At 64.6% G+C, this 25,745-nt stretch carries 21 protein-coding genes; 16 read left to right on the forward strand and 5 right to left on the reverse strand.

Translation table 11 applies throughout. The features are described from left to right. Positions 1-2: 2 nt before the first annotated feature. The 13 genes from RUH75_RS15795 (at position 3) to RUH75_RS15855 (ending at position 16,171) form a co-directional block, all read left to right on the forward strand. Positions 3-1,229, forward strand: a complete 1,227-nt coding sequence (locus RUH75_RS15795; protein ID WP_313807702.1) for an XrtA/PEP-CTERM system-associated ATPase — start codon at positions 3-5, stop codon at positions 1,227-1,229. 16 nt (positions 1,230-1,245) lie between these two features. Further along, positions 1,246-2,091 (forward strand): XrtA system polysaccharide deacetylase, encoded by an 846-nt coding sequence (locus tag RUH75_RS15800; protein WP_313807741.1) that lies wholly within the window; start codon positions 1,246-1,248, stop codon positions 2,089-2,091. Further along, the gene (locus RUH75_RS15805) at positions 2,088-3,149 is read left to right on the forward strand and encodes a FemAB family XrtA/PEP-CTERM system-associated protein (protein ID WP_313807704.1); all 1,062 of its coding nucleotides are present in this window, start codon (positions 2,088-2,090) and stop codon (positions 3,147-3,149) included. The genes RUH75_RS15800 and RUH75_RS15805 overlap by 4 nt, the downstream gene beginning before the upstream one ends. Then, positions 3,146-4,372, forward strand: a complete 1,227-nt coding sequence (locus tag RUH75_RS15810) for a TIGR03087 family PEP-CTERM/XrtA system glycosyltransferase (protein WP_313807706.1) — start codon at positions 3,146-3,148, stop codon at positions 4,370-4,372. The genes RUH75_RS15805 and RUH75_RS15810 overlap by 4 nt, the downstream gene beginning before the upstream one ends. Then, complete coding sequence (gene xrtA / locus RUH75_RS15815) at positions 4,369-5,895, forward strand: exosortase A (RefSeq protein ID WP_313807708.1); 1,527 nt, start codon at positions 4,369-4,371, stop codon at positions 5,893-5,895. The genes RUH75_RS15810 and xrtA overlap by 4 nt, the downstream gene beginning before the upstream one ends. Before the next feature lie 10 nt (positions 5,896-5,905). Further along, positions 5,906-7,801 (forward strand): XrtA/PEP-CTERM system amidotransferase, encoded by a 1,896-nt coding sequence (locus RUH75_RS15820; RefSeq protein WP_313807743.1) that lies wholly within the window; start codon positions 5,906-5,908, stop codon positions 7,799-7,801. A 61-nt stretch (positions 7,802-7,862) separates the two neighbouring features. Continuing rightward, positions 7,863-9,212 carry a sugar transferase gene (locus tag RUH75_RS15825; RefSeq protein WP_313807710.1) on the forward strand — a complete coding sequence of 450 codons (1,350 nt, stop codon included), beginning with the start codon at positions 7,863-7,865 and terminating at the stop codon, positions 9,210-9,212. Continuing rightward, positions 9,212-10,345, forward strand: a complete 1,134-nt coding sequence (locus tag RUH75_RS15830; RefSeq protein WP_313807712.1) for a glycosyltransferase — start codon at positions 9,212-9,214, stop codon at positions 10,343-10,345. Before RUH75_RS15825 ends, RUH75_RS15830 begins: the two co-directional genes overlap by 1 nt. 118 nt (positions 10,346-10,463) lie before the next feature. Beyond that, positions 10,464-11,216: a class I SAM-dependent methyltransferase gene (locus tag RUH75_RS15835; protein WP_313807714.1), complete on the forward strand. Its 753-nt coding sequence runs from the start codon at positions 10,464-10,466 to the stop codon at positions 11,214-11,216. Between the two features lie 29 nt (positions 11,217-11,245). After that, positions 11,246-12,547 carry a hypothetical protein gene (locus RUH75_RS15840; RefSeq protein WP_313807745.1) on the forward strand — a complete coding sequence of 434 codons (1,302 nt, stop codon included), beginning with the start codon at positions 11,246-11,248 and terminating at the stop codon, positions 12,545-12,547. Then, the gene (locus tag RUH75_RS15845; protein ID WP_313807716.1) at positions 12,544-13,683 is read left to right on the forward strand and encodes a glycosyltransferase family 4 protein; all 1,140 of its coding nucleotides are present in this window, start codon (positions 12,544-12,546) and stop codon (positions 13,681-13,683) included. Before RUH75_RS15840 ends, RUH75_RS15845 begins: the two co-directional genes overlap by 4 nt. Beyond that, complete coding sequence (locus RUH75_RS15850; RefSeq protein WP_313807718.1) at positions 13,680-14,432, forward strand: FkbM family methyltransferase; 753 nt, start codon at positions 13,680-13,682, stop codon at positions 14,430-14,432. Before RUH75_RS15845 ends, RUH75_RS15850 begins: the two co-directional genes overlap by 4 nt. Continuing rightward, complete coding sequence (locus tag RUH75_RS15855) at positions 14,432-16,171, forward strand: MFS transporter (RefSeq protein WP_313807720.1); 1,740 nt, start codon at positions 14,432-14,434, stop codon at positions 16,169-16,171. Before RUH75_RS15850 ends, RUH75_RS15855 begins: the two co-directional genes overlap by 1 nt. Positions 16,172-16,280: 109 nt before the next feature. Here the strand turns inward: RUH75_RS15855 and RUH75_RS15860 are convergent, their stop codons facing one another. Both RUH75_RS15860 and RUH75_RS15865 read right to left on the reverse strand, forming a co-directional pair. Next, positions 16,281-17,984: an amidohydrolase gene (locus RUH75_RS15860; protein WP_313807723.1), complete on the reverse strand. Its 1,704-nt coding sequence runs from the start codon at positions 17,982-17,984 to the stop codon at positions 16,281-16,283. Continuing rightward, positions 17,981-18,850: an NAD(P)-dependent oxidoreductase gene (locus RUH75_RS15865; protein WP_313807725.1), complete on the reverse strand. Its 870-nt coding sequence runs from the start codon at positions 18,848-18,850 to the stop codon at positions 17,981-17,983. Before RUH75_RS15865 ends, RUH75_RS15860 begins: the two co-directional genes overlap by 4 nt. A gap of 96 nt (positions 18,851-18,946) precedes the next feature. On the opposite strand from RUH75_RS15865, the gene RUH75_RS15870 reads away from it, so the two are divergent. From RUH75_RS15870 to RUH75_RS15880, 3 genes are all read left to right on the forward strand, one after another. Further along, positions 18,947-20,194: a threonine ammonia-lyase gene (locus RUH75_RS15870; RefSeq protein WP_313807727.1), complete on the forward strand. Its 1,248-nt coding sequence runs from the start codon at positions 18,947-18,949 to the stop codon at positions 20,192-20,194. A 134-nt stretch (positions 20,195-20,328) separates the two neighbouring features. Then, a complete protein-coding gene (locus tag RUH75_RS15875) occupies positions 20,329-21,147 on the forward strand; it encodes an arginyltransferase (protein ID WP_313807729.1) in 819 nt (272 codons plus the stop codon). A 176-nt stretch (positions 21,148-21,323) separates the two neighbouring features. After that, a complete protein-coding gene (locus tag RUH75_RS15880; RefSeq protein ID WP_313807732.1) occupies positions 21,324-23,846 on the forward strand; it encodes an EAL domain-containing protein in 2,523 nt (840 codons plus the stop codon). 11 nt (positions 23,847-23,857) lie between these two features. On the opposite strand, the gene RUH75_RS15885 is transcribed toward RUH75_RS15880, so the two are convergent. The 3 genes from RUH75_RS15885 to RUH75_RS15895 form a co-directional block, all read right to left on the reverse strand. Beyond that, positions 23,858-24,574: a hypothetical protein gene (locus RUH75_RS15885; RefSeq protein WP_313807734.1), complete on the reverse strand. Its 717-nt coding sequence runs from the start codon at positions 24,572-24,574 to the stop codon at positions 23,858-23,860. A gap of 294 nt (positions 24,575-24,868) precedes the next feature. After that, positions 24,869-25,354: a GAF domain-containing protein gene (locus tag RUH75_RS15890; RefSeq protein ID WP_313807747.1), complete on the reverse strand. Its 486-nt coding sequence runs from the start codon at positions 25,352-25,354 to the stop codon at positions 24,869-24,871. A gap of 172 nt (positions 25,355-25,526) precedes the next feature. Continuing rightward, a partial coding sequence (locus tag RUH75_RS15895; RefSeq protein WP_313807737.1) for a helix-turn-helix domain-containing protein occupies positions 25,527-25,745 on the reverse strand: 219 nt, incomplete at its 5' end.

A 25,745-nucleotide genomic window follows, 5' to 3' on the forward strand; every position in this document is an offset into this window, starting at 1 on the left:
TCATGTACGATCAGTTCTACGGATTGCAGGGACGCCCGTTCCAGCTGACGCCGGACCCGCATTTCTATTTTGAGAGCGGGACCCATCGCAAGGCGCTGTCCTATCTGGGCTATGGGCTGGCGCAGGGGGAGGGCTTCATCGTCATCACCGGCGATATCGGCGCGGGCAAGACCACGCTGGTCGGGCATTTGATGAACACCATCGACCCTTCGCGGCTGACGGCAGTGAAGATCGTGTCGACCCAGGTGGAGGGCGACGACATGCTGCGTCTGGCCGCGCAGAGCTTTGGCCTGGCGGTGGACGGAATGCCCAAGGCGCAGGTCCTGCGTCAGATCGAGGGCTATCTCCATGCGCAGGCGCGGTCGGGGCGCCGGTCGCTGCTGATCGTGGATGAGGCGCAGAACCTGGCCATTTCCGCCATCGAGGAACTGCGGATGCTGTCCAATTTCCAGCTGGGCGGGCAGTCGCTGTTGCAGATATTCCTGCTGGGCCAGCCGGAATTTCGCGATTTGCTGAAGTCGCCCGAACTGGAACAGCTGCGCCAGCGCGTGATCGCGACCCATCATCTCGACCCGATGATGCGGCGGGAGGTCGAACCCTATATCCTGCACCGCCTGTCGCTGGTCGGCTGGCAGGGTGATCCGCAGTTCACGCCGGAAGCCTTTGCCGCCATCTATGCCGCGACCGGGGGCGTGCCGCGCCGGATCAATGTGCTGGTGAGCCGCGTCCTGCTGCTGGGGGCGCTGGATCAGCTTTCGGTGATCGACGCGGAAGTGGTGTATGCGGTCGTTGCCGATATGGGCGCCGATGCGGATGTGACGCCGGAACCGATGGCGCATAGCGTGCTGGACGAGGCCGGGGAACTGGTGGAGGCGCCGCTGCCTCAGCCGGCGCCGGTTGTGTCGGACGAGGTTGCCGCGCTGCGGGCGGAAATAGCGGGGTTGCGGTCCGCGCGGGTGGAACCGGCGATCAACGTGCTGGACGAGATCGCTTCGCTGCGGGCGGAAATCGATACGCTGCGGGCGGAGAATGACTTTGCGCGCAGCGTGCCGAGCGTCGATCCCGAGGCGCTGAAGGACTGTTTCACGCTGATCGAGGAGCGGCTGTCCACGCTGGAATTCCGCGTGACCGAACAGGACACGGCGTTGCGCCGGGTGCTGACTTTGCTGGTGGAATGGGTCGAGCGCGAGGAGCGGATGGGCGAAGCGCCGCACAGTGCCGCTGCCTGAGATAACCGAACGCATCATGCTGAATGCCCTGTCCGTTGACGTCGAGGACTGGTTCCAGGTCGGTGCGTTCGAACGCACGATCCGGCGCGAGGATTGGGCGGGCCTCACCCATCGCGTCGAACGCAACACCGATGCCGTGCTGGCATTGTTCGAGGAGGCCGGGGCCAAGGCGACGTTTTTCACGCTCGGCTGGGTGGCGGAGCGCTATCCGGCGTTGATGCGGCGGATCGTCGGGGCGGGGCATGAAGTGGCGAGCCACGGTTATGACCATGCGCGGCTGTTCACTTTCGACGGGGCGCAGTTCCGCGCCGATCTGCGCCGATCACGGGCGATATTGGAGGATGCGAGCGGGCAGGCGGTGACCGGCTATCGCGCGCCCAGCTTCTCCATCGACCGGCGGGTGCCCTGGGCGCATGAGGTGCTGGCCGAGGAAGGCTATGCCTATTCCAGCAGCGTCGCGCCGATCCGCCACGATCATTATGGCTGGCCGGAAAGCCCGCGTTTCGCCTGGAAGCCGGTGGCGGGATCGCCGCTGGTCGAGTTGCCGGTGACGACGGCGAAGCTGGCGGGGCGGACGCTGGCGGCGGGGGGAGGCGGCTTTTTCCGGCTGTTGCCCTATGGTTTTTCGCGCTGGGCGATCCAGCAGGTCAACAGGCGGGACCGGCGACCGGCGATCATCTATTTCCATCCCTGGGAGATCGATCCGGATCAGCCGCGCGTGGAAGGCGCGCCGTTGCGATCGCGGTTTCGGCATTATGCCAATCTCTCGGTCATGGCCGACAAGCTGCGCCGCCTGACGCGTGATTTTGCGTGGACGCGGGTGGATGCGCTGGCGGCGCAGGAAGCGGAGCGGGCGGCATGAAGGCGGGCGAAATTCTGGTCACCGCGCTGGACCTGGCCGATCCGGCGCAGTGGCAGGCGGCGGATGATTTTGTGGCGGTGCATCCGGATGGCACGCCCTTTCATCGCCCGGCCTGGTTGCTGGGCGTCGAACGCGGGACGGGCAATCGGGCGCATATGCTTGTCGCGGTGGCGTCTTCCGGGCAGATCGTCGGGCTGCTGCCGCTGCATCATGTGACGAGCGCCTTGTTCGGTCAGGCTCTGGTGTCGTCGGGCTTTGCCGTCGATGGCGGGATTCTCGCGAGCGATCCGGCGGTGGTTCTGGCTCTGGCTGCGGCTTGCGAGGGCATGGCGCGGGACGGCGGCATCGGTTCGGTCGAACTGCGCGGCGGGCCGGCGCCGGGCGAGGGCTGGGCGCTGCATGAGGGCAGTCATCTGGGCTTTGCGCGGCCCCTTGCCAGCGATGATGAGGCGGAATTGCTCGCCATACCGCGCAAGCATCGCGCGGAACTGCGCAAGGCACTGGCAAACCCGGCATTGCGCGTCGAGATCGGGCGCGAGGCGCGGCACCTGAAGGCCCATTATCGCGTCTATTCCGAAAGCGTCCGCAATCTGGGCACGCCGGTCTTTCCGGCGCGGCTGTTTCGCGAGGTGCTTGCCGCATTCGGCGAGGATGCAGACATTGCGGTCGTTTATGAAGGGGATCGGCCTGTTTCGGCGGTGTTGACCCTTTATCACCGGGGGCGGATGATGCCCTTCTGGGGAGGCGGGATTGCTGACGCGCGGCGGCTCCGGTCCAATGAACTCATCTATTACCGGCTGATGGGCCATGGCCGGGGGCGGGGCATGAGCCTCTTCGATTTTGGCCGGTCCAAGACGGGCAGTGGGCAGGCGGCGTGGAAGAGGAGTTTCGGTTTCGATCCGGTGCCGCTTTCCTATCATGGCTGGTCCGCCAGCGGTGAGCGGCGGGACGTCAATCCCAACAGTCCCCAATATCAGCGGCGGATCGACCTCTGGAAGAAGTTGCCCCTGGGCGTGGCGAACCTGATCGGGCCTTTCATCGCGCGGGGGCTGGGGTGAGGCAGGAAATCCTCTTTCTCTGCCATCGCATTCCTTTTCCGCCCGACCGGGGGGACAAGATTCGCTCCTTTCACCTGCTGGAGCGGATGGCGCAGATCGCGCCGGTCCATGTCGGCTGTTTTGCCGATGACGCGCGGGACATGGGTTTTGCGCCGGACATGGCGCAGATGACCGCCAGCCAGTGCGTTTTGATGCGGGATCGTTCGCGCATCGTGGCGGGACTTAGGGGGCTGGTGACGGGGCAGCCGCTGCTGGTGTCGCTGTTCGATAATCCGGAGCTGCATCGCTGGGCCGCGAAGGTGCTGGCGGAGCGGCCCATCGCGGCGGTCGTCTGCTATTCCGCGCAGATGGCGCATTTCGTGCCGGTGCTGCCCGAAGGGGTGCGCTTCGTCATGGATTTCGTGGATTTTGATTCGGCCAAATATGCCGCTTATGGCGCGCAGGGTTCGGGGCCGATGGCCTGGATCAACCGGCGCGAGGGGCGGGTGTTGCTCGATTTCGAGCGGAAGGTGGCGGCGCGGGCGGATTTATGCGCCTTCGTCAGCGAGGCGGAGGCGGCTTTGTTCCGGCAGGCGAGCGGGCTGGGGCCGGACCGCATAATCGGCATCGATAATGGCGTGGCGCTGGATTATTTCGATCCGGCGGCGGATTTTTATGGCGTGGAGCGTGGGAATGGGCCGCTGCTCGTCTTCACGGGGCAGATGGACTATCGGCCCAATGTCGAGGCGGTGGAGAGCTTTGCCCGCGAAACCTTGCCCGCCATCCGCGTCCAATGCCCGGAGGCGACTTTCGCCATTGTGGGTCGCAATCCGACGAGGCCGGTTCAGGCCCTGACGGCGGTGCCCGGCGTGATCGTGACCGGCGCGGTGCCAGATGTGCGCGGCTGGCTGGCGGCGGCGGATGTGGTCGTGGCGCCGCTGCGGATCGCGCGCGGCATCCAGAACAAGGTGCTGGAGGCCATGGCCATGGCGCGGCCGGTGGTGGCTTCGCCGCAGGCGGCCGAAGGGATTGACGCGCGGGATGAAGAGCATCTGCTGATCGCCGCCGATCCGGCGCAGGAGGCGGAGAAGATCGTTGCGCTCCTCTGCGACAGGGATCGCGCCGAACGCCTCGGCCAAGCGGCGCGGGGGCGGATGGAGGAGCGCTATCGCTGGTCCGCGACGCTGGCGAAGCTGCCTGACATGCTGTTCGGATCGGCGCCACCCGGAATGAGGGCCGCATGATCGAGCGCGTCCTGCGGTTGAGGCTTTCTCGATCCGGCCTTTCGCAATGGCGCAGTCATCTGACGGCACTCGGCATCGTCGCCTTCGCCATCCTGGCGCTGTTCCACCGCGATCTGCTGGGCATGATGGCGATCTGGTGGAACGCGTCGACCTATGGCCATTGCCTGTTCATTCCGATTCTGGTCGCATGGCTGGTGCAGCAGCGCTTGCCGGGGTTGCGGCAATTGGAACCGGGCGGCTGGGCGCCGGGGTTGCTCTGGCTGGGAGCGGGCGCCTTCGCATGGATGCTGGGCGCGGCGGCGGGGGTGGCGGTGGTGCGCCACGGCGCGCTGATCCTGATGCTTCAGGGATCGGTGATGGCCTTGCTGGGACCGGCAGTGGCGCGGGCCCTGCTCTTTCCGCTGTTCTATGCCTTTTTCATGGTGCCGTTCGGGGAGGAGATCGTTGCCCCGTTGCAATTGCTGACAGCGCATATCAGCATGATCCTGCTCCACCTGACCGGTGTTCCGGCGCAGATGCAGGGCATCTTCATCACCACGCCCAATGGCTATTTCGAGGTCGCGGAGGCCTGTTCCGGCGCCAAGTTCGTGATTGCGATGACGGCCTATGGCCTGCTGGTCTGCAATGTCTGCTTCACCAGCTGGAGGCGGCGGATCGCCTTCATGGCCGGGGCGCTGTCCCTGGCCATAGTGGCCAATGGTGTACGGGCGTTCGCGACGATCTTCGTCGCTGAACTCACGACCATCGATGCGGCGGCGGGTTTCGACCATGTCGTTTACGGCTGGGTGTTCTTCGCCATCATCATGACGCTGGCGATGGCCGCCGCCTGGCCCTTCTTCGATCGCAGGCCCGGCGATATCTGGTTCGATCCGGAGCGGTTGCGGCAGAGCGGTGGTTCGGCCACGGGGCCGGTGGCGGTCGGCGCATTGGCGATCATCCTTGCCGCGCCGATCTGGCTGGCGGCGAGTGCCGCGTCGGGGGAGTTTCTGCCCGGCGCGCCTGCGATGCCGCAGGTGAAAGGCTGGACCCGTAGTGACGAAAGGCCGCTCCATCCATGGAGGCCGCGTTTCGACGGCGCCGATTATCTGGCCATGACCCGCTACCGCAATGCAGCGGGGCAGGTGGTCGACCTCGCCATTGCCACGTTCGACCGGCAGGATGAGGGGCGCGAACTGGTCGGCTTCGCGCAGGGGGCGGCCGATCCCGACAGCAACTGGACCTGGTCGCAGCCCGCGCCCGCGCCCGCTAATGCGCGGGGCGAGCAGATCACCGGTCCAGGCCGCGTGGTTCGTCATGTGGTCAGCTTCTATGTCGTTGGAAAGGGTGCACCGACCGGCAGCGGCCATCTGGTCAAGCTGGAGACGATGAAAGCCCGCCTGCTGGGCAGCGACCAGCGCGCCGCCGCGATCCTTGTATCGGCAGAGGATGGGGCAGGGCACTCGTCTGATGCCGCGATCGGCGCTTTTCTCCATGATCTGGGCGATGTGAAGGATTTGGCTGACCGCAGCCTTGGAAGTCGCTAAGACCCTTCGCATGTGCGGAATAGCGGGCATCTTCCACCTTGAAACGGCCAAGCCGGTCGATCCGGCGCGGATCGGCCTGATGCTGGACGCCATGCCGTGGCGCGGGCCGGATGACAGCGGCATCTGGACCGCGCCGGGCGTGGGGCTGGGGCATTTGCGGCTGTCGATCATCGATCTTGGCAGCGGCGCGCAGCCCATGCTGACGGAGGACGAGAGCCTCGCCGTCGTCTTCAATGGCGAAATCTACAATTTCATGGAGGTGCGCGCGGAGCTGGAGGCCAAGGGCCATGTCTTCCGTACGCACAGCGACACCGAAGTCATCCTCCACGGCTATCGTCAATGGGGCGAGGCCTGTGTCGAGAAGTTCAACGGCATGTTCGCTTTCGCCCTGTTCGATGCGCGGGCGCAGTCGCTATGGCTGGCGCGCGACCGGCTGGGGGTGAAGCCGCTTCATTATGCGCTGTTGTCGGATGGCAGCCTGATCTTCGGGTCGGAACTGAAGAGCCTGCTTGCGCACCCGTTACTGCGCCGGGCACCGGATTTGTCGGCGGTCGAGGATTATCTGGCCTATGGCTATGTTCCCGACGACGCCTGCATGGTGGCGGGCGTGCGGAAACTGGGCGCGGGCGAAACTCTGCGCATCGTGCGCGGGCGGCCGCTGCCGCAGCCACAGCGTTATTGGGACATCAGCTTTGCCGATCGCAGCAAGGCATCGCCGCAAGCGATGGAGGAGGAGCTGGTCGCGCTGATGCGGCAGGCGGTGCGGTCCCGCATGGTGGCGGATGTGCCGCTGGGCGCCTTCCTGTCGGGCGGGGTGGACAGCAGCAGCGTGGTCGCGCTGATGGCCGAGGCGTCGAAACAGGCGGTCAAGACCTGCACCATCGGCTTCGACGTCAAGGAACTGGACGAAACTGCCTATGCCGACCGGATCGCGCGGCGCTTTGCCACGGATCATCGCACGCGGATCGTGTCACCCGACGATTATGGATTGATCGACACGCTCGCCCTGCATTTCGACGAGCCTTTTGCCGATGCATCCGCGCTGCCGACCTATCGGGTGTGCGAACTGGCGCGGGAGCAGGTGACGGTGGCGCTGTCGGGCGACGGCGCGGATGAGGCCTTTGCGGGCTATCGCCGGCATCGCTTCCAGATGCAGGGGGAAAGGTTGCGTGGCCTGATCCCGGCTTCGGTGCGGCAGACCCTGTTCGGGACGCTGGGGCGCTATTATCCCAAGGCCGATTGGGCGCCGCGGCCGCTGCGCGCCAAGTCGACCTTCCTCGAACTGGCGGGGGAGGGTGGGGAGGCCTATGCCGCTTCGGTGGGCGTGACGCCCCACGCGTTGCGGCAGCGGTTGTTCAGTCAGGACATGAAGTCCCGGCTTGGCGCCTATCGGGCCGAGGATCGGTACATCAAGACGATGGCGGAGGCGCCCGCGCGCGATCCGCTGGACCGGGCGCAATATGCCGATCTGCGCATCTGGCTGCCCGGCGATATCCTGACGAAGACCGACCGGATGAGCATGGCCGTCAGTCTGGAAGCGCGTGAGCCGTTGCTCGATCACCGGCTGGTCGAGTTCGCCGCCCGCCTGCCTGTCGCGCAGCGGATTCGGGGCAATAGCGGCAAATATCTCATGAAGAAGGCGATGGAGCCCTATTTGCCGCAGGACATTCTCTACCGGCCGAAAATGGGCTTTGTGACGCCGATCAGCGCCTGGTTTCGCGGGGCTCTGGCTGGTGAAGCGACGGCGATTGCCGGAGGGTCGGCGCTGGCGAAGACCGGTTGGTTCGATACCAGGATGCTGGGCAGGGTCGCGGCGGATCACAAGTCCGGCGTGGCGGACCATGGCCGTTTGCTGTGGCAATTGCTGATGCTGGACAAGGCGTTGACCAGGCTGTTCGCACTCTGAACCCTTGCAAGCCGTGCCAAGCGGTGCCAACGGGACCTCACCATTTCATGAAGGTCCCGAAGTGACAGTCTCCAAGGAAATCGTGCGGGTGCGGCTGTACCTGCTATGTCTGCTGGGGGACATGGCGGGGCTTTTCCTGTCCTTTCTGCTTGCGAACTGGCTGGTGCTGGGCGCGTTCTCCGGCGAGCCGGGCAAACCGCACGGCCTTGTCATGTTCGCGATGATCGCGCCGCTTTACGTGCTGCTGGGCGTGCAGGGCGGGGCCTATGGCATCCATATGCTGGAGGATTTGCGGCGCGGCATTTTCCGGGGGCTTCTGGCCCTGGCGCAGGCGGCGATGCTGATGCTGCTGATCGTCTATCTGGGCAAGATCGCTGAACAACTGTCGCGTCTGACCTTCATCGTGGGTCTTGGCTTTTCGGCGGTTGCCGTGGCGATGGTGCGGCTTGCGATCGGTCGCCTTGGCGCGCAATTGCTGGGCGAGGTGCCGCATCTGACCGTCGTGATCATGGACGGCGTGGCGATCGATACCGGCGCGCACATGCATGTGATCGAGGCCGCCGCCGCGCAACTTTCGCCCGAAGGGCATGATGCCGACATGGCGGCGCGCCTCGCCGCCGCCGTGGGCATGGCGGAACGGGTGATCGTCGCCTGTCCGATGGAGCGGATGGACGACTGGTCGGTGGCGCTGAAGTCGCTCTCCGCACGGGGCGAGATCGTGGTGCCGGAACTGCTGCGCTTTGCGCCGGCGCGGGTGGATGAATTTGACGGCCAGCCGACGATCATCGTCGCGGGCGGGCCTTTCCAGTTTCGCGACCGGCTGATCAAGCGTTTCTTCGACATCATCGTGGCGACGGTGGCGACCATCGCCTTGTCGCCGGTGCTGATTGCGGCGGCGGTGGCGGTGAAGCTGACCAGTCCCGGCCCGATCATCTTCCGCCAGCCGCGCATCGGCCGCGATGCCCGGCCGTTCAGCATCTACAAATTCCGTTCGATGCGGGCCGAGGCGAGCGACCGCAAGGCCGACAGGTTGACGGTGCGAGGCGATGACCGGGTGACGGCGGTGGGGCGCTTCCTACGCAAGACCAGCATCGATGAATTGCCGCAGCTGTTCAATGTGCTGCGCGGCGACATGAGCATCGTCGGCCCGCGCCCCCACGCCGCCGCCGCCAAGGCGGGGGACAGCCTCTATTGGGAGGTGGACGAGCGCTATTGGGAGCGGCATTGCATCAAGCCGGGCATGACGGGCCTGGCGCAGGTGCGCGGGCATCGCGGGTCGACCGACCATCATCAGGACCTGATCGACCGGCTCCAGTCGGACCTCGAATATGTGACCCAATGGTCGATCTGGCGGGACCTGCGGATCATCGTCGCGACCATCGGCGTGCTGGTGCATCACAAGGCCTATTGATGGGCGTGATCGATCTTGTCGCAGCGGTTGTGCTGCTGCTGTCGCTGGTGGCGGTGGCCTGGCCGTTCCTCTTCTATCCGCTGATCCTGCGGGGGCTGCCGACCCGGCCGGAACAGCCCGTGGCAGGGGATGCGCCTTCGGCGTCGCTGCTGTTCTGTGCCTATAATGAGGCGGCGGCGATGCCGGAAAAGCTCGCCAATCTGGCGATATTGAAGGCCCGCTATCCGGGGCTTGAGATATTGGCCTTCGACGATGGCTCCTCGGACGATACGGCGGCCTTGATCGAGGGGCAGGGCGATCTGGTGACACTGCTGCGCGGGCCGGGGCGTAGCGGCAAGGCGCATGGCATGAAGCTGCTGGCGGCGCGGGCGACGGGCGACGTGCTGATCTTCACCGACGCCAATGTGATGCTCGACGCCGAGGCGATCGACAATCTGCTGGCCCGCTATGCCGATCCGGAGATTGGCGGGGTGCTGGGGTCGCTCCATTATGTGGGCGATGGCGAGAGTGCGACGGCCTCGGTCGGTTCGCTTTACTGGCGGATCGAGGAAAGGCTGAAGGACGAGGAATCGCGCACCGGCAACGTGCTGGGGGCGGATGGGTCGATCTTCTCGATCCGGCGGGCGCTTTATCCGGAATTTCCCGACAGCGTGCTGGATGACCTGACCGTTTCCATGGCGGTTGTCTTCGCGGGCAGGCGGCTGGTGAAGGCCAGGGACGTCATTGCCCGTGAGCGGCTGGTCGCGGCGCGGGGCGACGAATATCGCCGCAAGGTACGGATCGCCGCCCGCGCCTGGCACACGCACAGCCATTTGCGGCCGCAATTACGGCGCATGGGAGCGCTGGACCGCTTCAAATATGCCTCGCGCAAGATCGTGCGCTGGTTCGGCGGCCTCTTCATCCTGACCGGCATTGTTTCGGCGGGGACGCTGGCGATGCGGATTTCGCCTACGCTCTACATGATTGGCGGGCTGACCGGCGTGTTCATCCTCTGGCGTGGCCTGCGTTCCAGAGGCGGGCCGTTCGCGGCGATGGTGGACATCCTCATCGCCTATGTCGCGACCTTGCAGGGGGTGGTGAAGGCGATGACGGGGCGTACCGTGACCATCTGGAATCCGGCGAAATCGCGCTGATCCCTCTCGCCAAAGCGGCGGCATATTGTATAGGCGACCAATGTGTTTTTCTTTGACCGCATTTTGCGAGCCGTCAGCCGTTCCTGCTGACTTCAAAATGCTCTAGCGGAGCCAAGGCGTGATTACTTTCCAGCGGGTGGCGAAAGCCGCCGGCAAGCATCTGACCCGGACCATGCTGGCCGTGCGCAAGGCTCTGGGCGCGCGGGCGAACCGGGGCTGCCCGGCTTGCGGGCAGGCGGTGGTCGGCTTTTTCCGTTATGGCGAGAATGGCGAATGGGGGTGCCCGAATTGCGGCGCTTCCCCGCGCGAGCGGCTGATGAACCATCTGATCGCGGGCGATGTGCTGACCGTGCCGCAGCAGGGCGCGGTGCTGCACATGGCGCCCAATGAAGCCAGCCTGGTGCGCCGTTTTTCGCTGGCCGCCGACTATACGCCCGCCGATCTCGATCCAGACCGCTATCGTGTGCCGAACATGCGGCGCGTCGATCTGATGGCGCTGGGCGACAGCGAGCGTTACGACCTCTTCTATGCCAGCCATGTGATGGAGCATGTGCCCGACGATCATGCCGTGCTGCGCAACATCCACCGCGCCTTGAAGCCGGGTGGTGAGGCCTGGCTGATCGTTCCTCTTTGGGACAAGCCGACCGAGGACGGCAGTTTCGATATACCTCCCCGGGAAAGGGAACGGCGCTTTGGCCAGTGGGACCATGTGCGCCAATATGGCCCCGATTTTGCCGATCGCATTCGCGCGGCGGGCTTTGATCTGGAAGAAATCGACGCCGGCGCCATCGATGCCGATGTGCGGCATCATTATGCGCTGGACGATCGCCTGTTCCGCGCCCGCAAGCCGCCGGGAAGCGCAACCCGGTGAGCGAACCGCTCGGCAGGGCGCTTGCCCGGATGGAGGCTTCGGCCCGCATCCTTGCCCTGATCAAGCTCGCCAATGTCGGGCTGACGCTGATCTGGGGCTTTGCCGTCACCTATGTGTTCGTGCGCGCTTTGCCGCTCAGGGAATTCCAGTCCTTCCTGCTGCTGGTGGCGTTCGGCAATTTCACCATTTCCGCCGAATTTGGCCTCACCAGCATCATCTATGCGCGGCTGCGGCGGCATTGGTTGAGGGGCTTGGGGCTGGACTTGGGACGGGATGAGGCAGGCGGCTTCCGGCTGGAGGAAATGGGGGTGCTGTTCCTGTTCCTCGGGCTGTTGATCGTGGGCGGCTTTGCCATCCTTCTGATCGCATTGGCGCTGGGCGGACTGCGCACCGGCATGCCGCTGCTGTTCCTGCTGTTCTTCCTGTCGGCTTGTCTCAACCTGCCAGCGCTGCTCGCCAAAAGGGCGCTGGCGGCGGTGGACGGCAATTTCCTCTGGGAAGCGCTGGATTGCCTGCGCCGGGTGATGACGATCGCGCTGTTGCTGTTCATCCTGCAAGGACTGGACCCGCGCATGTCGGTGGCATTGCAACTGTGCGTCAGCATCGCGGTGATCGGCTATGCCATAGCGCTGGTGCATGGGCGGCTTGGCATGACGGCGCGGCACTGGCTGTCGTTCCGCGTCGGGGGAGGGCATGTCCGAGCGCATTATCTGCGCGATATCGGGGCTTCGGCCGCCTTCACCCTTTCGGAAATCCTGGCCTATAACGCGCCATATTTCACCATCGCCGCCGTGACCCACGATGCGCGGCCGATGCTGGTCTTCGACTTTTTCTTCAAGATGTCGCGGTCGCTGTCGATGCTGGTCCGGGCGACAGTAGAGGCGGCGCTGCCCCGGATCACGCGGGCTTTTCATGCGGGCGACAGGGCGCGGTTGCGGCAGTTGATGGGGCGGGCGCTGGGGGTTGCCCTGTTCTTTGCGCTGGGCGCTTCGGCGGCTTTGCTGCTGCTTGGGGAATGGCTGTTCGCCAAGCTGTTCGATGGCCGTGCGGCGATCGATCGCGTCGACCTGCTGCTGATCGACGGTGCGTTGCTGGCGCTCGCGGTGATCTGCGTGTCGGTCTATGTGCAGGGTGCGCTGGGGCGTTTCACCCTGCTGCTGGGGCGGTCATTGCCTTTCCTCGCCGGCTCCCTGTTGAGCGTGCCGTTGGCGCGGATTTTCGCGCCCGAGGGGTTCGATCTGCTGTTCCTGATCCTTTACACGCTGACCCTGTTCGTGGCCGCCGTCATTCATGGCCTTTCGCTGCGTCAACTGATGGGGACGCGCGCATGAAAGTCGCGATGTGCGACCCCTCGCTGTTCACGGGGCGCTATGATGACAGCCTGTGCGCGGCGCTGGCGGCGGAGGGGGTGGATGTCACCTTGCTGGGGCGGCCCATGCGCGCGACCGATGCCATCATGCCGCGGGGCTATCGCTATGATGCGCGCTTCTTCCGTCGCAGCGAAGCATTGCGTCGGCGGATCGGGGAGGGACGGGCGTTTCGTCTGCTCAAGGCGGCGGAATATGGGTTGAGTTGCGCCTTGGGCAGTCTCCGCGCGCTGGCCACCGCCGATGTGGCGCATATGCAATGGCTCCCGCTCGCGCCGGCAGACCGTGTCATGCTGCGGCGGTTGCAGGGCAGGACGGCGCTGGTCCACACGGTCCATAATGCCGATGCCTATCATGCGGATGCGGGTGTCCAGGGCCGGGGTTATCGTGCTTTGCTCGACATGTTCGACGCGCTGATCGTCCATGGCGAGACGACTCGCGCGGCGCTGGAGCGGCAGGGCGTCGATCCTGCGCGCATCCATGTGACGCCCCATCCGCCCATGCGCCTTGCGCCCGCCGGGGCGGAGGAGTTCTCGCAGGTGCCTGACGCTGCTCTTCCGCGCCTGCTCTTCTTCGGCACGATCCGGCCCTATAAGGGGGTCGATCTGCTGGTGGAGGCCTGCCTGTCCCTCTGGCGGGCGGGGCATCGCTTCGAACTGGTGCTGGCGGGCAAGCCGTTCATGGACATAGCGCCGCTGCTGGACAGCATATGCGCGGCGGGCTTTGGCGAACGGCTGATCACCGATCTCGGCTTCCTCACCGAACAGCGGCTCGACGCGCATATGGCGAAGGCGGATATATTGGTCTTTCCCTATCGTCATATCGACAGCAGCGGCGCTTTCCTGTCGGCGCTGCACCATGGCAAGGCGATGGTCACGTCCGACGCGGGCATGTTCGCGAGCCTGCCGCAAGAGGTTGCAGCGAGGGCACCTGCGGGAAATGCGCCGGCGCTTGCGCAAGCCCTCTTGCCCCTCGTAGAAAGCGCGGCCATCAGACAGGCTTTGGGAACGCAGGCGCGCGCCTATGGAGATTCAATGGGCAATTGGAAGGACATGGCTCTGGCCACCATCGCCATTTATCGCGGGGTGACCGGCAAATGAGCCGCTATGTTCGTGAACTGCGCGATCGGGTGCTGGCGGCACGCCTGGCCTTGGCGGGGCGGGTTCATCAATATCCCGAAATCCAGGCGCTTCGCCGGTTCTTGAGCGCTTTTGCCGCCGATTGCGTATTGGATGTGGGTGCCAATCGCGGCCAATATGCGACGATGCTGCGCAAGGATGCGGGCTTTGCGGGAACGATCCTGTCCTTCGAACCCAATCCGGAGATTTTCGCGGAGCTGGAGCGGAACGCTGCGTCCGATCGCAAATGGCATGTGTTCAACATGGCCCTGTCCGATTTCGACGGCACGGCCAGCTTCAATATCATGGCCGCCGATCAGTTCAGTTCCCTGAAGAAGCCGTCGGAACAACAGGACGCCATCTTCGCGGAGCGCAACAGGGTGACGCGCACCGTCGACATGCAATGCCGTCGCCTTGAGGGGCTGTTGCCGGAACTGAAGAGCGTGCATGGTTTCGCGCGGCCGTTCCTGAAGATGGATACGCAGGGCCATGATCTGTCGGTCTGCGAAGGCGCGGGCGGGGTGTTGAGCGAAATGGCGGGCGTGCAGACGGAGCTGGGCGTTCGTCCGATCTATGAGGAGGGCACCGGTTATCGCGCGATGATCGACTGGCTGGCGGATCGCGGCTTCATCCCCTCGGCCTTCTTCGCCAACAACAAGGGGCATTTCCCGCTGCTGGTCGAGATGGACGGCATTTTCGTCAATCAGGCGCTGTTGCCGCGGGATCGCTGATGCAGGTCGGTGCCCGCTCCGTCAGTGCCACCCGCCTGTTCCTTGCGGGCGGGATCGGGCTGACGCTCTGGCTGGGCGCGACCTTTCTTTGGCATGTGACCTATCGGCAGGGCATCAGCCTGGCGGTCATCCTGTTTCTGGATCAGGATTTTCCGGCGCTGCTGGGGGGACTGCTGCTGCTGACGCTGGCCGCGCCCTTTGCGGAAGGATTGGGCTGGCGCCTGCCGCTGCCCCGGGCGCGGGTGATGGTGCCGCTGGTCGTATTGTTCGGCCTTGTCGCCTGGGTGGGACATTATTGGCTGTTTCAGGACTATTCCATCTCCCGCGATGAGGAGGTGGCGCGCTTTGCCGCCGCCTATATGCGGGAGGGCTTTCTGGCCCGCCCCATCCCGATGGAGTGGGAAGCCTATCGTCGGGCGATCATGCCCGAATTCTTCTCGCCCTTTGGCGCGGCGGATTATTGGACGGCGGCCTATCTGCCGGTGAACAGCGCGATCCAGGCGCTGTTCTGGCAATTGGGCGACCCCAATCTGGCGGGACCGGTGCTGCTGATCGCGGGGTTGTTCGCGCTGTGGCGGGTGGCGCTGCATCTCTTCCCGGACCGGCCCGATGCGGTGTGGGTGACGATGCTGCTGGCGCTGTCTTCGGCGCAGCTTTGGGTCACGGCGATGACGCCCTATGCCATGACCGGGCATTTCGCGCTCAACATGATCTGGCTGGCGCTGGTGCTGCGCGGGGGGGCGGTCGGGCATCTGAGCGCGGCGGTCGTGGCGCTGGCGGCGGCGGGGCTGCACCAATGGCATTTTCCGCCGATCTTCATTGCGCCCTTCATCCTCTGGATGGCGTTGGGCAAGCGTTGGAAGGCCGCCGTCTTCCACATCCTCGTGCTGGCGGCGATCGTCATCGTCTGGGCCAAGATCTGGCCTGCCTTCCTGACCCATGTGCTGGGTCAGCCGGCCGATGTGCGACCCTCCGCCGGCGTGACGGACAAGGTGGGCAGCCTGTTCGAGCGGCTTGGCGACCGCTGGCAGCCGCTGGTCAATCTCAGCCGCTTTGCCGCCTGGAACAATATATTGATGGTGCCGCTGGCGACGCTGGGCGTTTTCGCGATGCGCTGGCGCAAGGCGATCCGGGGGCAGGAGATCGCTCTGCCGCTGGCGCTGGGCTGCTTTGCGGGCAGCGCGCTGGCCTTGGCGCAGGGCTATGGCTGGGGATATCGCTATGCCCATGGCTTTATCGGGCCGTTCTGCCTGCTCGCGGGACTGGGGTGGGCGCGGTTCCGGACGGGGGCGATGCGCCCCATTTTCATCGGCTTCTTCATCACCCTGCTCAGCAGCGCCTTCCTTGTCTGGCGCACCCACGGTTTCGTCGCGCCCTATGCGGCGAGCCACAGGATGATCGATGCCTCGCAGGCCGATGTCGTGTTGGTCGATCCGCGCGGCGGGCTTTACGTCACCGATCTGGTGCGGGGGCGCAATGGCGTGCCGGGCAAGCCGATGGTGATGAACCTTGGCATGCTGACGCTCGATCAGGTCGATAATCTCTGCAAAAATTATGTGGTGGAGCTGTTCGACCGCGCGGAGTTCCGGCCGTTGGGTGTGCCGTTGGCGCGCTGGAATCTGGGGCGGATGGATGCCCTGCGCGCGCATATGAAGGAAGAGGGCTGTGACAAGCCGGTCCAGCCGCCTTTGCCCGAAACGGAGGAAGAGGCCTTCAACGCGGCGGGGGATGTGTTGTAGAGCTACGTGCTCCTGCGCAGGCAGGAGCCCAGTTCCGCCTTAAGTGCTTCGCGCCAGCATTTGGACTGGGTTCCTGCCTACGCAGGAACACATCGCTTCCAACGGTGAGCTACTGCCCCTTCACATAGACCCGCTTGCCGCCGATCCATGTCTCCAAAACCTGCGTCGCGCGGATGTCGGTTGGACTGGCGGCGGAGATGTCCCGGTCGATCAGCAGGAAATCCGCCCGCTGGCCGGGCACCAGACTGCCGAAGCGTTTTTCCGCAAAGCCTGCATAGGCCGCCTGCCGCGTGAAGCCGTCCAGTGCCGCCTCGAAGCTCACCCGCTGTTCGGGCATCCAGCCGCCGGTCGGCTGGCCCGACATATCTTCTCGCGTCATGGCGGCGGCAAGGCCGAGGAAGGGATTGGGGCTTTCCCCCGGCACGCCCGACCCGAAGGCGAGGGGGACGTGATTGTCCAGCATCGCCTTCCAGGCATAGGCGCCCTTCAACCGGGCTTCGCCCAGCCGCGCGCTCGCCATGCGCCAGTCGGAGGTTTCCTGTGCCGGCTGCATTGAAGCGACAAGGCCATATTGCCCGAAGCGCGGCAGTTCGGCGGGGGTGACGACCTGCGCATGTTCGACGCGCCAGCGCCGGTCGCCCTTATAGGTTTCCGACAATTCCTGAACGGCATCCAGCACTTCACTGTTGGCCGCGTCGCCAATGGCATGAACCGCGATCTGGAAATTGTCCATCGCCGCCCGGCTCATGATGTTGCGCAACTGGGTCGACGGGATCATCGGCAGCCCGCGCTGGCCCGGCGCGTCGGCATAGTCCGCCTTCAGCCACGCGCCGCGCGACCCCAGCGCACCGTCGAGGACCAGATTGATCCCGCCCATGCGCAGATGATCGTCATAGAGCCAGGGCGTCGGCTCGGGGCCAGCGATCAGGACCATATTGTCGAGGCCCAGGGCATAGGACATGATCCGCACCCGCAGCGCCCCCCGGTCCGCTGAACGCCGGAACGCCTGCCAGTCCTCGATGCGGGTGCCCATGTCGGCAATGCCGGTAATGCCTTGCCTGAGCAGCGCCTGCTGCGCCTTTTCCAGTGCGATGTCGCGGTCCTTGGGGGCAGGTGGCGGCACGACCCGCGTCACCAGCTCCATCGCCTTGTCGACAAAGACGCCTGCGGGCCTGCCGCCCGTCGTTTCGATGCGACCCCCCGCAGGCGCTTTGGTGGCGGCCGTGATATTGGCAGCCCTGAGGCCAAGGGAGTTGGTCCAGCCGGCATGGCCGTCCACCCGTTCCAGCCAGACCGGCACGTCGCTGACTGCCGCATCCAGTTCAGCGGCGGTCGGGAAGCGGCCCAGGCCCCAAAGCTCCTGATTCCAGCCCGTCCCGATAATCCATTTTCGCCCTGTATTGGCGGCGGCATAGGCCCGGATCTTCGTCTGGGCTTCCGCCAGCGACGTCGTGTCCGACAGGTCCAGCGTGATCAGCGACAGTCCATAAGCCATGACATGCCCATGCGCGTCGATCAGGCCGGGGATCAGCGTCTTGCCGCCCGCGTCCAGCTTAAAGTCGAGGCGTTTGGGCTGAACCGGCTCCGGCTCGTTCTTCCTGCGTTTTTTGGGACGCGGCTGTGCCGGTTCCTGATAGCGGTCGGGCAGCAGCTTTTCGACCTTGCCTTCGTCATCGATGGCCAGCGCCCTGAAGCGGATCAGCCGCCCGTTGGCGTCCAGCGCGATGCCGTTGACATTGTCGATCACGCCCGATGCCAGTGCGGCGCCGGGCAGGGCAAGCGCGGCCACGGCGGCCAGCAGGGCAGCCTTCATGCCCGGGTGATCCGCCGCACCAGCGAACTGGTGTCCTGCCGATGCCCGCCCATCGCCTGCACATCGGCAAAGAACTGGTCGATCAGCGCCGTCACCGGTAGGGTCGCGCCATTGGCCCGTGCTTCCTCCAGCGCCAGCCCCAGATCCTTGCGCATCCAGTCCACCGCGAAACCGAAATCGAAGCTGTCGGCGGCCATGGTCTTCCAATAATTGTCCATCTGCCAGCTTTGCGCCGCGCCGCCGGAGATCGCTTCGAACACCTTGTCCAGATCCAGTTCCGCCGCCTGCGCGAAACGCAGCGCTTCGGCCACGCCCTGCACCACGCCGGCGATGCATATCTGGTTCGCCATCTTGGCGGTCTGGCCAGCGCCCGCGCGCCCCACATGAACGATGCGGGTGGTATAGGCCTGCATCACGATCCTGGCAGCCGCCACCGCTGGCTCGCTGCCGCCGCACATGATGGAGAGGCGGCCATTTTCCGCGCCCGCCTGACCGCCCGTGACAGGCGCGTCGACGCAATGCAGGCCCCGGCTTTCGCCTTCCACGAACAATTGCCGGGCGATCCGTGCCGATACCGTCGTATGGTCGATGAACAGGCCGCCGGCCTTCATCGATCGGAAAGCGCCGTCGCGGCCCAGCGCGATCTGGCTCAGATCATCGTCGGTGCCGACGCAGCTGATGACGATATCGGCATTTTCCGCCGCCTTGGCGGGATTGACCGCCACTGCGCCGCCATAGGCCTCCGCCCATCGTTTCGCCTTGCCGATGGAGCGGTTGTAGACGGTCATCTCATGCCCCGCCTTCGCCAGATGTCCGGCGATCGGGCCGCCCATGACGCCCAGGCCGATAAACGCGATTTTAGCCATATGCCTCGATCAGTTGATGCGCGCGCAAAAGCCATAGGCAGAGTTTTCGGTGAGTACCAGTTCCTTCCGCCGCAATTTTCAGGTAGGGCGCCGCCCATGAACACCGTGACCAAGATCGAGAGCGCCATGCCGCTGCCCATTTCCGTCGATGACATATTGGCGGCGCGGGTGCGAATTTCGGGCTCCGTCGTGCACACGCCGACGCTGGTGAGCCAGACCCTGTCGCAGATGTTCGGCTGCAAGGTGTATCTGAAGTTCGAAAATCTTCAGTTCACCGCTGCGTACAAGGAGCGCGGCGCGCTTAATCGCCTGCTGCAACTGGATGAGGAAGCGAAGAAGAAGGGCGTGATCGCCGCTTCGGCGGGCAATCATGCGCAGGGACTGGCCTATCATGGCAAGCGCCTGGGCGTGCCCGTGACCATCGTCATGCCCAACACCACGCCCACGGTGAAGGTGACGCAGACCCAGGGTCATGGCGCCACCGTCGTCCAGTTCGGCGAGAAGTTCGATGACGCCTATGTCCATGCCCGCGAGCTGGCGGTGGAGCAGGGCCTGACCTTCGTCCACCCCTTTGACGAGCCGGACATCATGGCCGGGCAGGGCACGGTCGCGCTCGAAATGCTGGAGGATGCGCCGGAGATCGACACGCTGATCATCCCGATCGGCGGCGGCGGCCTGTTTTCGGGCATGGCGACGGCGGCCAAGGCCATGAAGCCGGACATCAAGGTCTATGGCGTGCAGGCGGAGCTTTATCCGTCGATGTACGATTATATCAAGGGCGCGAATCTGCCTTGCGACGGCGACACGCTGGCCGAGGGCATTGCCGTCAGGGAGCCGGGCGAACTGACCCGTCGTTTCGTCGGGCGGCTGGCGGACGACGTGCTGCTGGTCAGCGAACGGCATCTGGAGGAGGCGGTCAGCCTGCTGCTTCAGATCGAAAAGACGGTGGTGGAGGGCGCCGGCGCCGCTGGCCTCGCCGCGCTGCTGACGCACAGGGAAGAGTTCGCCGGGCGCAAGGTCGGCCTGGTCCTGACCGGGGGCAATATCGATACGCGGCTGTTGGCCAATGTGCTGCTGCGCGATCTGGCGCGTTCGGGGCGGCTGGCGCGCCTGCGCATCATCCTTCAGGATCGGCCCGGCGCGCTGTTCCATGTGGCGCGGATATTCGATCAGGAAGCGGTCAATATTCTCGAACTCTCGCACCAGCGGATTTTCACCAATCTGCCAGCCAAGGGGCTGAGCCTCGACGTCGAGTGCGAAACGCGCGACGGCGCCCATCTGGAGCGCCTGATCGCAGCTCTGCGCGCGGTCGGATATGAGGTTGCGCCGATCGAAGTGGCCTGATCGACGCGGCCTCTGCCGTCTCCCTCTGCCGCTGAAGAAATTTTCGTGGTAAATAAACTTTTCACGCGGCGCTGCGGACGGCATAGTCTGTGCATGAATCAGGGGTCGGGCAACGCTGTGGGGGAGATGCGGTTGTGAGTGCGCCTTTCCGCTTTCCGCGTTTCTTTGTGACCAACCCCAGCCCTTGTCCCTATCTGCCGGGCAAGAGCGAGCGGAAGGTCTTCACGGAACTGAGCGGGGACAATGCGTCGGAACTGAACGACGCGCTTGGTCGCATCGGCTTTCGTCGCAGCCAGAATGTCGCTTATCGTCCCAGCTGCGCTGATTGCGCCGCCTGCGTGTCGGTGCGTGTCGTCGCGGGTGAGTTCGAGCCCAATGCGACCCAGCGCAAATTGCTGCGCAAGAATGAAGACCTGGTCGTCACCGCGTGCAAGCCCTGGTCGACGGAGGAACAGTTCGCCCTGCTCCAGCGCTATCTGCGGGCGCGTCATCCCGGCGGCGGCATGACCGAAATGGACGAGATGGACTTTGCCGACATGGTCGAACAGACCCCGGTGGAAAGCCATGTCGTCGAATATCGCGAGCCGGGCGAGGATGGCCGCCCCGGCAAGCTGATCGGCGCCTGCCTGACCGACCGGCAGGGCGACGGCCTGTCGATGATCTACAGCTTCTTCGATACGGAGCTGGAGCATCGCAAGGGGCTAGGCAATTTCATCATCATGGATCATATCCTGCGCGCGGCGAAGGCCGGGCTTGCCTATGTCTATCTCGGCTATTGGGTGGAGGGATCGCAGCGGATGCAGTATAAGATCCGCTATCGCCCGCTCGAAAGGCTGAGCCGCAACGGCTGGACCCGGTTCGATCCGGAAGAACAGGTGCAGGCCGTACGCGAGGCGGAAAGCCGCGATGAGCCCGCTCTGCCACGCGAACTGGCAGCGATCTTCCGCAAATAAGCTCCGCCGGGAGCCGATCTCAGGCCGATAGGGAGCGTTGTTCCGCGCGGTAAGGCCCGGAACAATTTTGCGTCATTGCGGATTATTTCACCCTACCGCATTGGAAAGCTTATTTAACTTTTTACGCTACTGCATCCTGATGGAGCGCAGGAACAGCGATAAATCAGGATCGGCACATGGACCGCTTTGCTGATCGCCGATTCGGAGAATTCGACGCCGAACTGGCTCGCGACGAGCTGGAATGGGATAGGTTTCACTATCGCAACGAATTGTTGTTCTCTCCGGTCTTCAACCGCATATCTCCGCCGGTGATTCGATGGATCGCCGATTATCGCGGCCGAATCCTGTCGCGGGATATCGGTTCGGATCTGTTCGCCCGCCATTTTTCATCCGACATGATCGGCAATGGTTGGCGCGCCATGCTGGACCGGGGTGACTGGAAAGCGCTGGCCGACGCGGCCAAACGGTCATCCCGGCCCGATCCCGTGCCCGTGCGGATGCGAACCATGTCGGGGGAAACAAGATCGGGGATCGTGCGCATGACGCTGGTCGCGGAACCGGATGAACCGCCGCTCTGGTACGGTACGATCGAGGATATTGACGAGCGCTACGAACGGGACCGCCGCGCACTGGCCCATGCGCTGGCCGAAAGCCGGCAACATTATCGCTGGTCGGTCGAACTCAGTCCGCAGGTGCCCTGGACGGCGACGCCGGACGGCTCGATCGAGGAAGTGGGGCCGCGCTGGCAGGAATTGACGGGCATGCCTCCGGCCCGCGCACGGCGCATGGGATGGATAGGCTCGGTGCATCCCGACGATGCCGAACGGACGTTGGCGATCTGGACGGAACGGATCAGTTCGGGCGACCCGGTGGATGTGGATTACCGGCTGCGGCTGGCCGATGGCAGTTATCGCTGGATGCGGTCGCGGGCCTCGGCGCGTCGGGACGCGAAGGGCCGGATCGTACGCTGGTACGGCACGCTGGAGGATATTCACGCGCAGAAACTGGCGCAGCGTGAACTGGCGGACAGCGAGGAACGTTTCCGTCTCGCGGTGCAGTCGGCGCGCCTGGGCATTTGGGATTTCGATGGGGTTGCCGGGACGCGGACATGGTCGCGGGAGTTCCGTTCCATGCTCGGCCTGTCCGATACGGAGCCGGCGACGAGCGAACTGGCCCTGCGGCTGGTGCATCCGGAGGATCGGCATCGGCTTGCCGAAATGCTCGATGCCGTGGCGAGCGATCGCATGCCGCCGCATTTCGAGGCGACCCTGCGGATATACAGGGCGGATACCGGCGCCCTGCGGTGGATCAAGAGCACCGGCTGGAGCAGTTTGTCGGACTCGGGCCGACCGTTGCGCGTCATCGTCACCTTTCAGGACGTCACGGAGGAAAGGAACAGCGAGGACCGGATCCGCTGGGCGGCCACTCATGATCCGATGACCCGCATGCCCAATCGGGCGCTGTGGCAGGCCACGCTGGAGGAGATGACAGAGCAGGCGCGCCGGACAGGTGAGAGATTCGGGCTGATCCTGGTCGATATCGATGATCTGAAGCGGACCAATGACATGCTGGGCCATGACGCCGGCGATGCGCTGCTTTGCGGATTTGCCCAGAGGTTCGCCTCCTGCGCTCCTTCCGATGCCATGGTCGGGCGACTGGGCGGCGATGAGTTCGGCATGATCGCGCCGTCACTCGCCAGCGGCGCCGCGCTGATGGCATGGAGCGCCGAACTGTTGGGCGGCGTCAGGACCCCCTATGTCCATAATGGCCGTTCGCTCGATTGCGGCATCAGCATGGGAGGCGCTGTCTTTGGCGAAGATGGCAATGATGCGGCCGAAGTGTTGAAGGCGGCCGACCTGGCTCTTTATGCCTCAAAATCTTCGGGTCGTGGCCGGCTGACTCTGTTCCAGTCGCCATTGCGGGCTGAAGCGCAGCAGCGCAGTTCAATGATCCACATGGCGCGGCAGGCGATCGCCGATGATCTGGTCGTGCCCTATTATCAGCCCAAGGTCGATATGAAGACGGGCCGGATACTTGGCCATGAGGCCTTGCTCCGCTGGCAACATCCGCGAACCGGCGTGCACGGTCCGGACAGCATCGCCGCCGCGTTCGACAATGCCGAAATCGCCGTGGAACTGACGGAAAAGATGCTGGAGAATGTCGTTCGCGATGTCGATCGATGGGTGCGGGCCGGCTATGATCCGGGCCGCGTCGCGATCAACGCGTCTGCTGCGGATTTCATGCAGCATGATTTTGCCGGTCACGTTCTCGCCCATCTCGCGCGGTGCGGAATTCCGCCGCAGCGATTTGAGATTGAAGTGACGGAAACGGTGTTCCTGGGTCGCGGTGCCGAACAGGTGGAACGGGCGCTCCATCGCCTGTCAACAGCGGGGGTGCGGATTGCGCTGGACGATTTCGGCACCGGCTATGCGTCGCTCAGTCATTTGAAGCAATATCCGGTCGACGTGCTGAAGATCGACCGCAGTTTCATCAGTAATATCGAACAGGATGCGGGCGATGCCGTCATTGTCGACGCCATCGTGAAACTGGGCAGCAGCCTGGGCATGGAGGTGGTGGCCGAAGGCGTGGAATCAGCCGGACAGGTCGAATTGCTGGTCGCGCGGGGCTGCACGATCGGCCAGGGTTATCTGCTCGGTCGGCCGCAGCCCTGGGCGGCGATACGATCGCGCGCTGCCTGAGAAGGGCAGGCTCAGCGTGCCTTCCGCTTTCGCGCGGGAACTTGCGTTACATAGGATCGGGTGGTGGTGGCCGCCGGCTGGATCACGATGGTCGTGGTGGTCGCGCCGGGATAATAATAGCCGCCCGATATCATGCCGGGCGCTTGCATCGTCGTGACGACGGGTTCGCCGGGAACCGTCGGATGGTGGATTCGCGGCGGCGCGACGGCATAGGGTGGCGGATCGAAATCGACGCCGGGACCGCCGTGGACCTGGCCCTCGAAACGGCCCTCATAATCCCCGCTATAGGTCTTGCCGTCCGTGTCCCGCCAGGTGCCGCTCCAGCGTCCCTCATAGCCGTGGGAGGGCGGGGGCGGGCCGTCGGGTGCGGTGACTTCGTCATCGTAGCGCAGGCCGGGCGGGGGCGGGGCGTCGCCCTCATCATCGCGGGCGACATCGCCGCGATAGGCGCGGATGCGGCCATCATGATCGATCATGACGGCATCGCCATAATAGCGCGGCCAGCCATAGCCCCCGACCGGAACAGGCCGGCCATAGGCGCCATAATAGCGGGCATAATAAGCGGGAATGATCCAATAGTGCGGCCTCCAGCGGCGAACGGTCGTGCCCGAAGACTGGATCGGTCGCGCGGCGACGCTTTTCGCGATGGCAGGGCCGTTTGCAAAAACGGGTGCCGCCACCCCGATCGTCAGGCTGGCGCCAGCCAGGATGATGTTCCAGATCCGCATGCTGAACTCCCCGCTTCAGGCAGTTTGGTTAAACAGCCTGTTTAGCATGGAGAACTGAACCGATCCACGGGTCGGGACCCGGTCGCTTGTCCCGAAACGGTGCAGGGCGGGCTTAGAGCGATTTCGAGCCAGATGGCATCATCTGGCGACTCGGAGCCGCAGGCCAGCGTAGCTAGAGCATCGTGCGCAAAAGTGGGAACCGGTCTTGCGCTTAAATCGATGCGATAACAAAAATTTTGAGCACGCGGCATGCGTCAGATTTAACGTAGCGTACTCTAAATCACGGGAATGGCTTTAGGCCAGGCGCGATCCGATCCGGGCGATCAAAGCTTCCAGTCCGGTCTGGTCCGCCTTCTCAAAGCGCGCCGCGGTTGGACTGTCGAGGTCGAACACCGCCACGACCCGGCCGTTGATGATCACGGGCACGACGATTTCCGACGCGCTGGCCGCATCGCAGGCGATATGGCCGGGGAAGGCATGGACATCTTCGACCCGTTGCGTCTCGCGGCGGGCGGCCGCCGTGCCGCACACGCCCTTGCCCAACGGGATGCGGATGCAGGCCGTCCTACCCTGAAAAGGACCCAGGACCAGTTCGTCCCCGACCATCCGATAGAAGCCCGCCCAGTTGAGGTCCGGCAGGAACTGCCAGATCAGCGCCGAGATATTGGCCATATTGGCGATCGCATCAGGTTCGCCTGCGGTCAGCGCATCGGCGGCCGAGAGCAGGTCGTCATAAAGCGCGGCTTTGTCGGCATTCGCCGCGGGAGCAAAATCGAACATGGGGTGGATATAGGATGCGCGTTCCGCCACGGCCAGTCTTGGCAGGGGGATGCGATCGACGGCCCATTGTTGGACGATTTCCGCATGAGCCTGTCACTCCAAACAGAAAAGGCCGGAAATCCTTCACGGATCGCCAGCCTTTCCTTCCCCTTATGCCGATCTGTTAACTGCGTCAGGCAACCTTGGTCGCGAATTCTTCCGCTTCGTCGGGATCGCGCAGCACATAGCCGCGGCCCCAGACCGTCTCGATATAATTTTCCCCGCCGCAGGCCAGCGCCAGCTTCTTGCGCAGCTTGCAGATGAAGACGTCGATGATCTTGAGTTCGGGCTCGTCCATGCCGCCATAGAGGTGGTTCAGGAACATTTCCTTGGTCAGCGTCGTGCCCTTGCG

The organism is Sphingobium sp., assembly GCF_032153725.1.
Taxonomy (GTDB): domain Bacteria; phylum Pseudomonadota; class Alphaproteobacteria; order Sphingomonadales; family Sphingomonadaceae; genus Sphingobium.

Bases quoted from the DNA above. Each gene is read 5' to 3' on its own strand.
- RUH75_RS15855 (WP_313807720.1), top strand. From the start codon at position 14,432: ATGCAGGTCGGTGCCCGCTCCGTCAGTGCCACCCGCCTGTTCCTTGCG.
- RUH75_RS15820 (WP_313807743.1), top strand. From the start codon at position 5,906: ATGTGCGGAATAGCGGGCATCTTCCACCTTGAAACGGCCAAGCCGGTC.
- RUH75_RS15805 (WP_313807704.1), top strand. From the start codon at position 2,088: ATGAAGGCGGGCGAAATTCTGGTCACCGCGCTGGACCTGGCCGATCCG.
- RUH75_RS15800 (WP_313807741.1), top strand. From the start codon at position 1,246: ATGCTGAATGCCCTGTCCGTTGACGTCGAGGACTGGTTCCAGGTCGGT.
- RUH75_RS15830 (WP_313807712.1), top strand. From the start codon at position 9,212: ATGGGCGTGATCGATCTTGTCGCAGCGGTTGTGCTGCTGCTGTCGCTG.
- RUH75_RS15840 (WP_313807745.1), top strand. From the start codon at position 11,246: ATGGAGGCTTCGGCCCGCATCCTTGCCCTGATCAAGCTCGCCAATGTC.
- RUH75_RS15860 (WP_313807723.1), bottom strand. From the start codon at position 17,984: ATGAAGGCTGCCCTGCTGGCCGCCGTGGCCGCGCTTGCCCTGCCCGGC.
- RUH75_RS15845 (WP_313807716.1), top strand. From the start codon at position 12,544: ATGAAAGTCGCGATGTGCGACCCCTCGCTGTTCACGGGGCGCTATGAT.
- RUH75_RS15795 (WP_313807702.1), top strand. From the start codon at position 3: ATGTACGATCAGTTCTACGGATTGCAGGGACGCCCGTTCCAGCTGACG.
- RUH75_RS15890 (WP_313807747.1), bottom strand. From the start codon at position 25,354: ATGTTCGATTTTGCTCCCGCGGCGAATGCCGACAAAGCCGCGCTTTAT.
- RUH75_RS15850 (WP_313807718.1), top strand. From the start codon at position 13,680: ATGAGCCGCTATGTTCGTGAACTGCGCGATCGGGTGCTGGCGGCACGC.
- RUH75_RS15865 (WP_313807725.1), bottom strand. From the start codon at position 18,850: ATGGCTAAAATCGCGTTTATCGGCCTGGGCGTCATGGGCGGCCCGATC.
- RUH75_RS15880 (WP_313807732.1), top strand. From the start codon at position 21,324: ATGGACCGCTTTGCTGATCGCCGATTCGGAGAATTCGACGCCGAACTG.
- xrtA (WP_313807708.1), top strand. From the start codon at position 4,369: ATGATCGAGCGCGTCCTGCGGTTGAGGCTTTCTCGATCCGGCCTTTCG.
- RUH75_RS15870 (WP_313807727.1), top strand. From the start codon at position 18,947: ATGAACACCGTGACCAAGATCGAGAGCGCCATGCCGCTGCCCATTTCC.
- RUH75_RS15885 (WP_313807734.1), bottom strand. From the start codon at position 24,574: ATGCGGATCTGGAACATCATCCTGGCTGGCGCCAGCCTGACGATCGGG.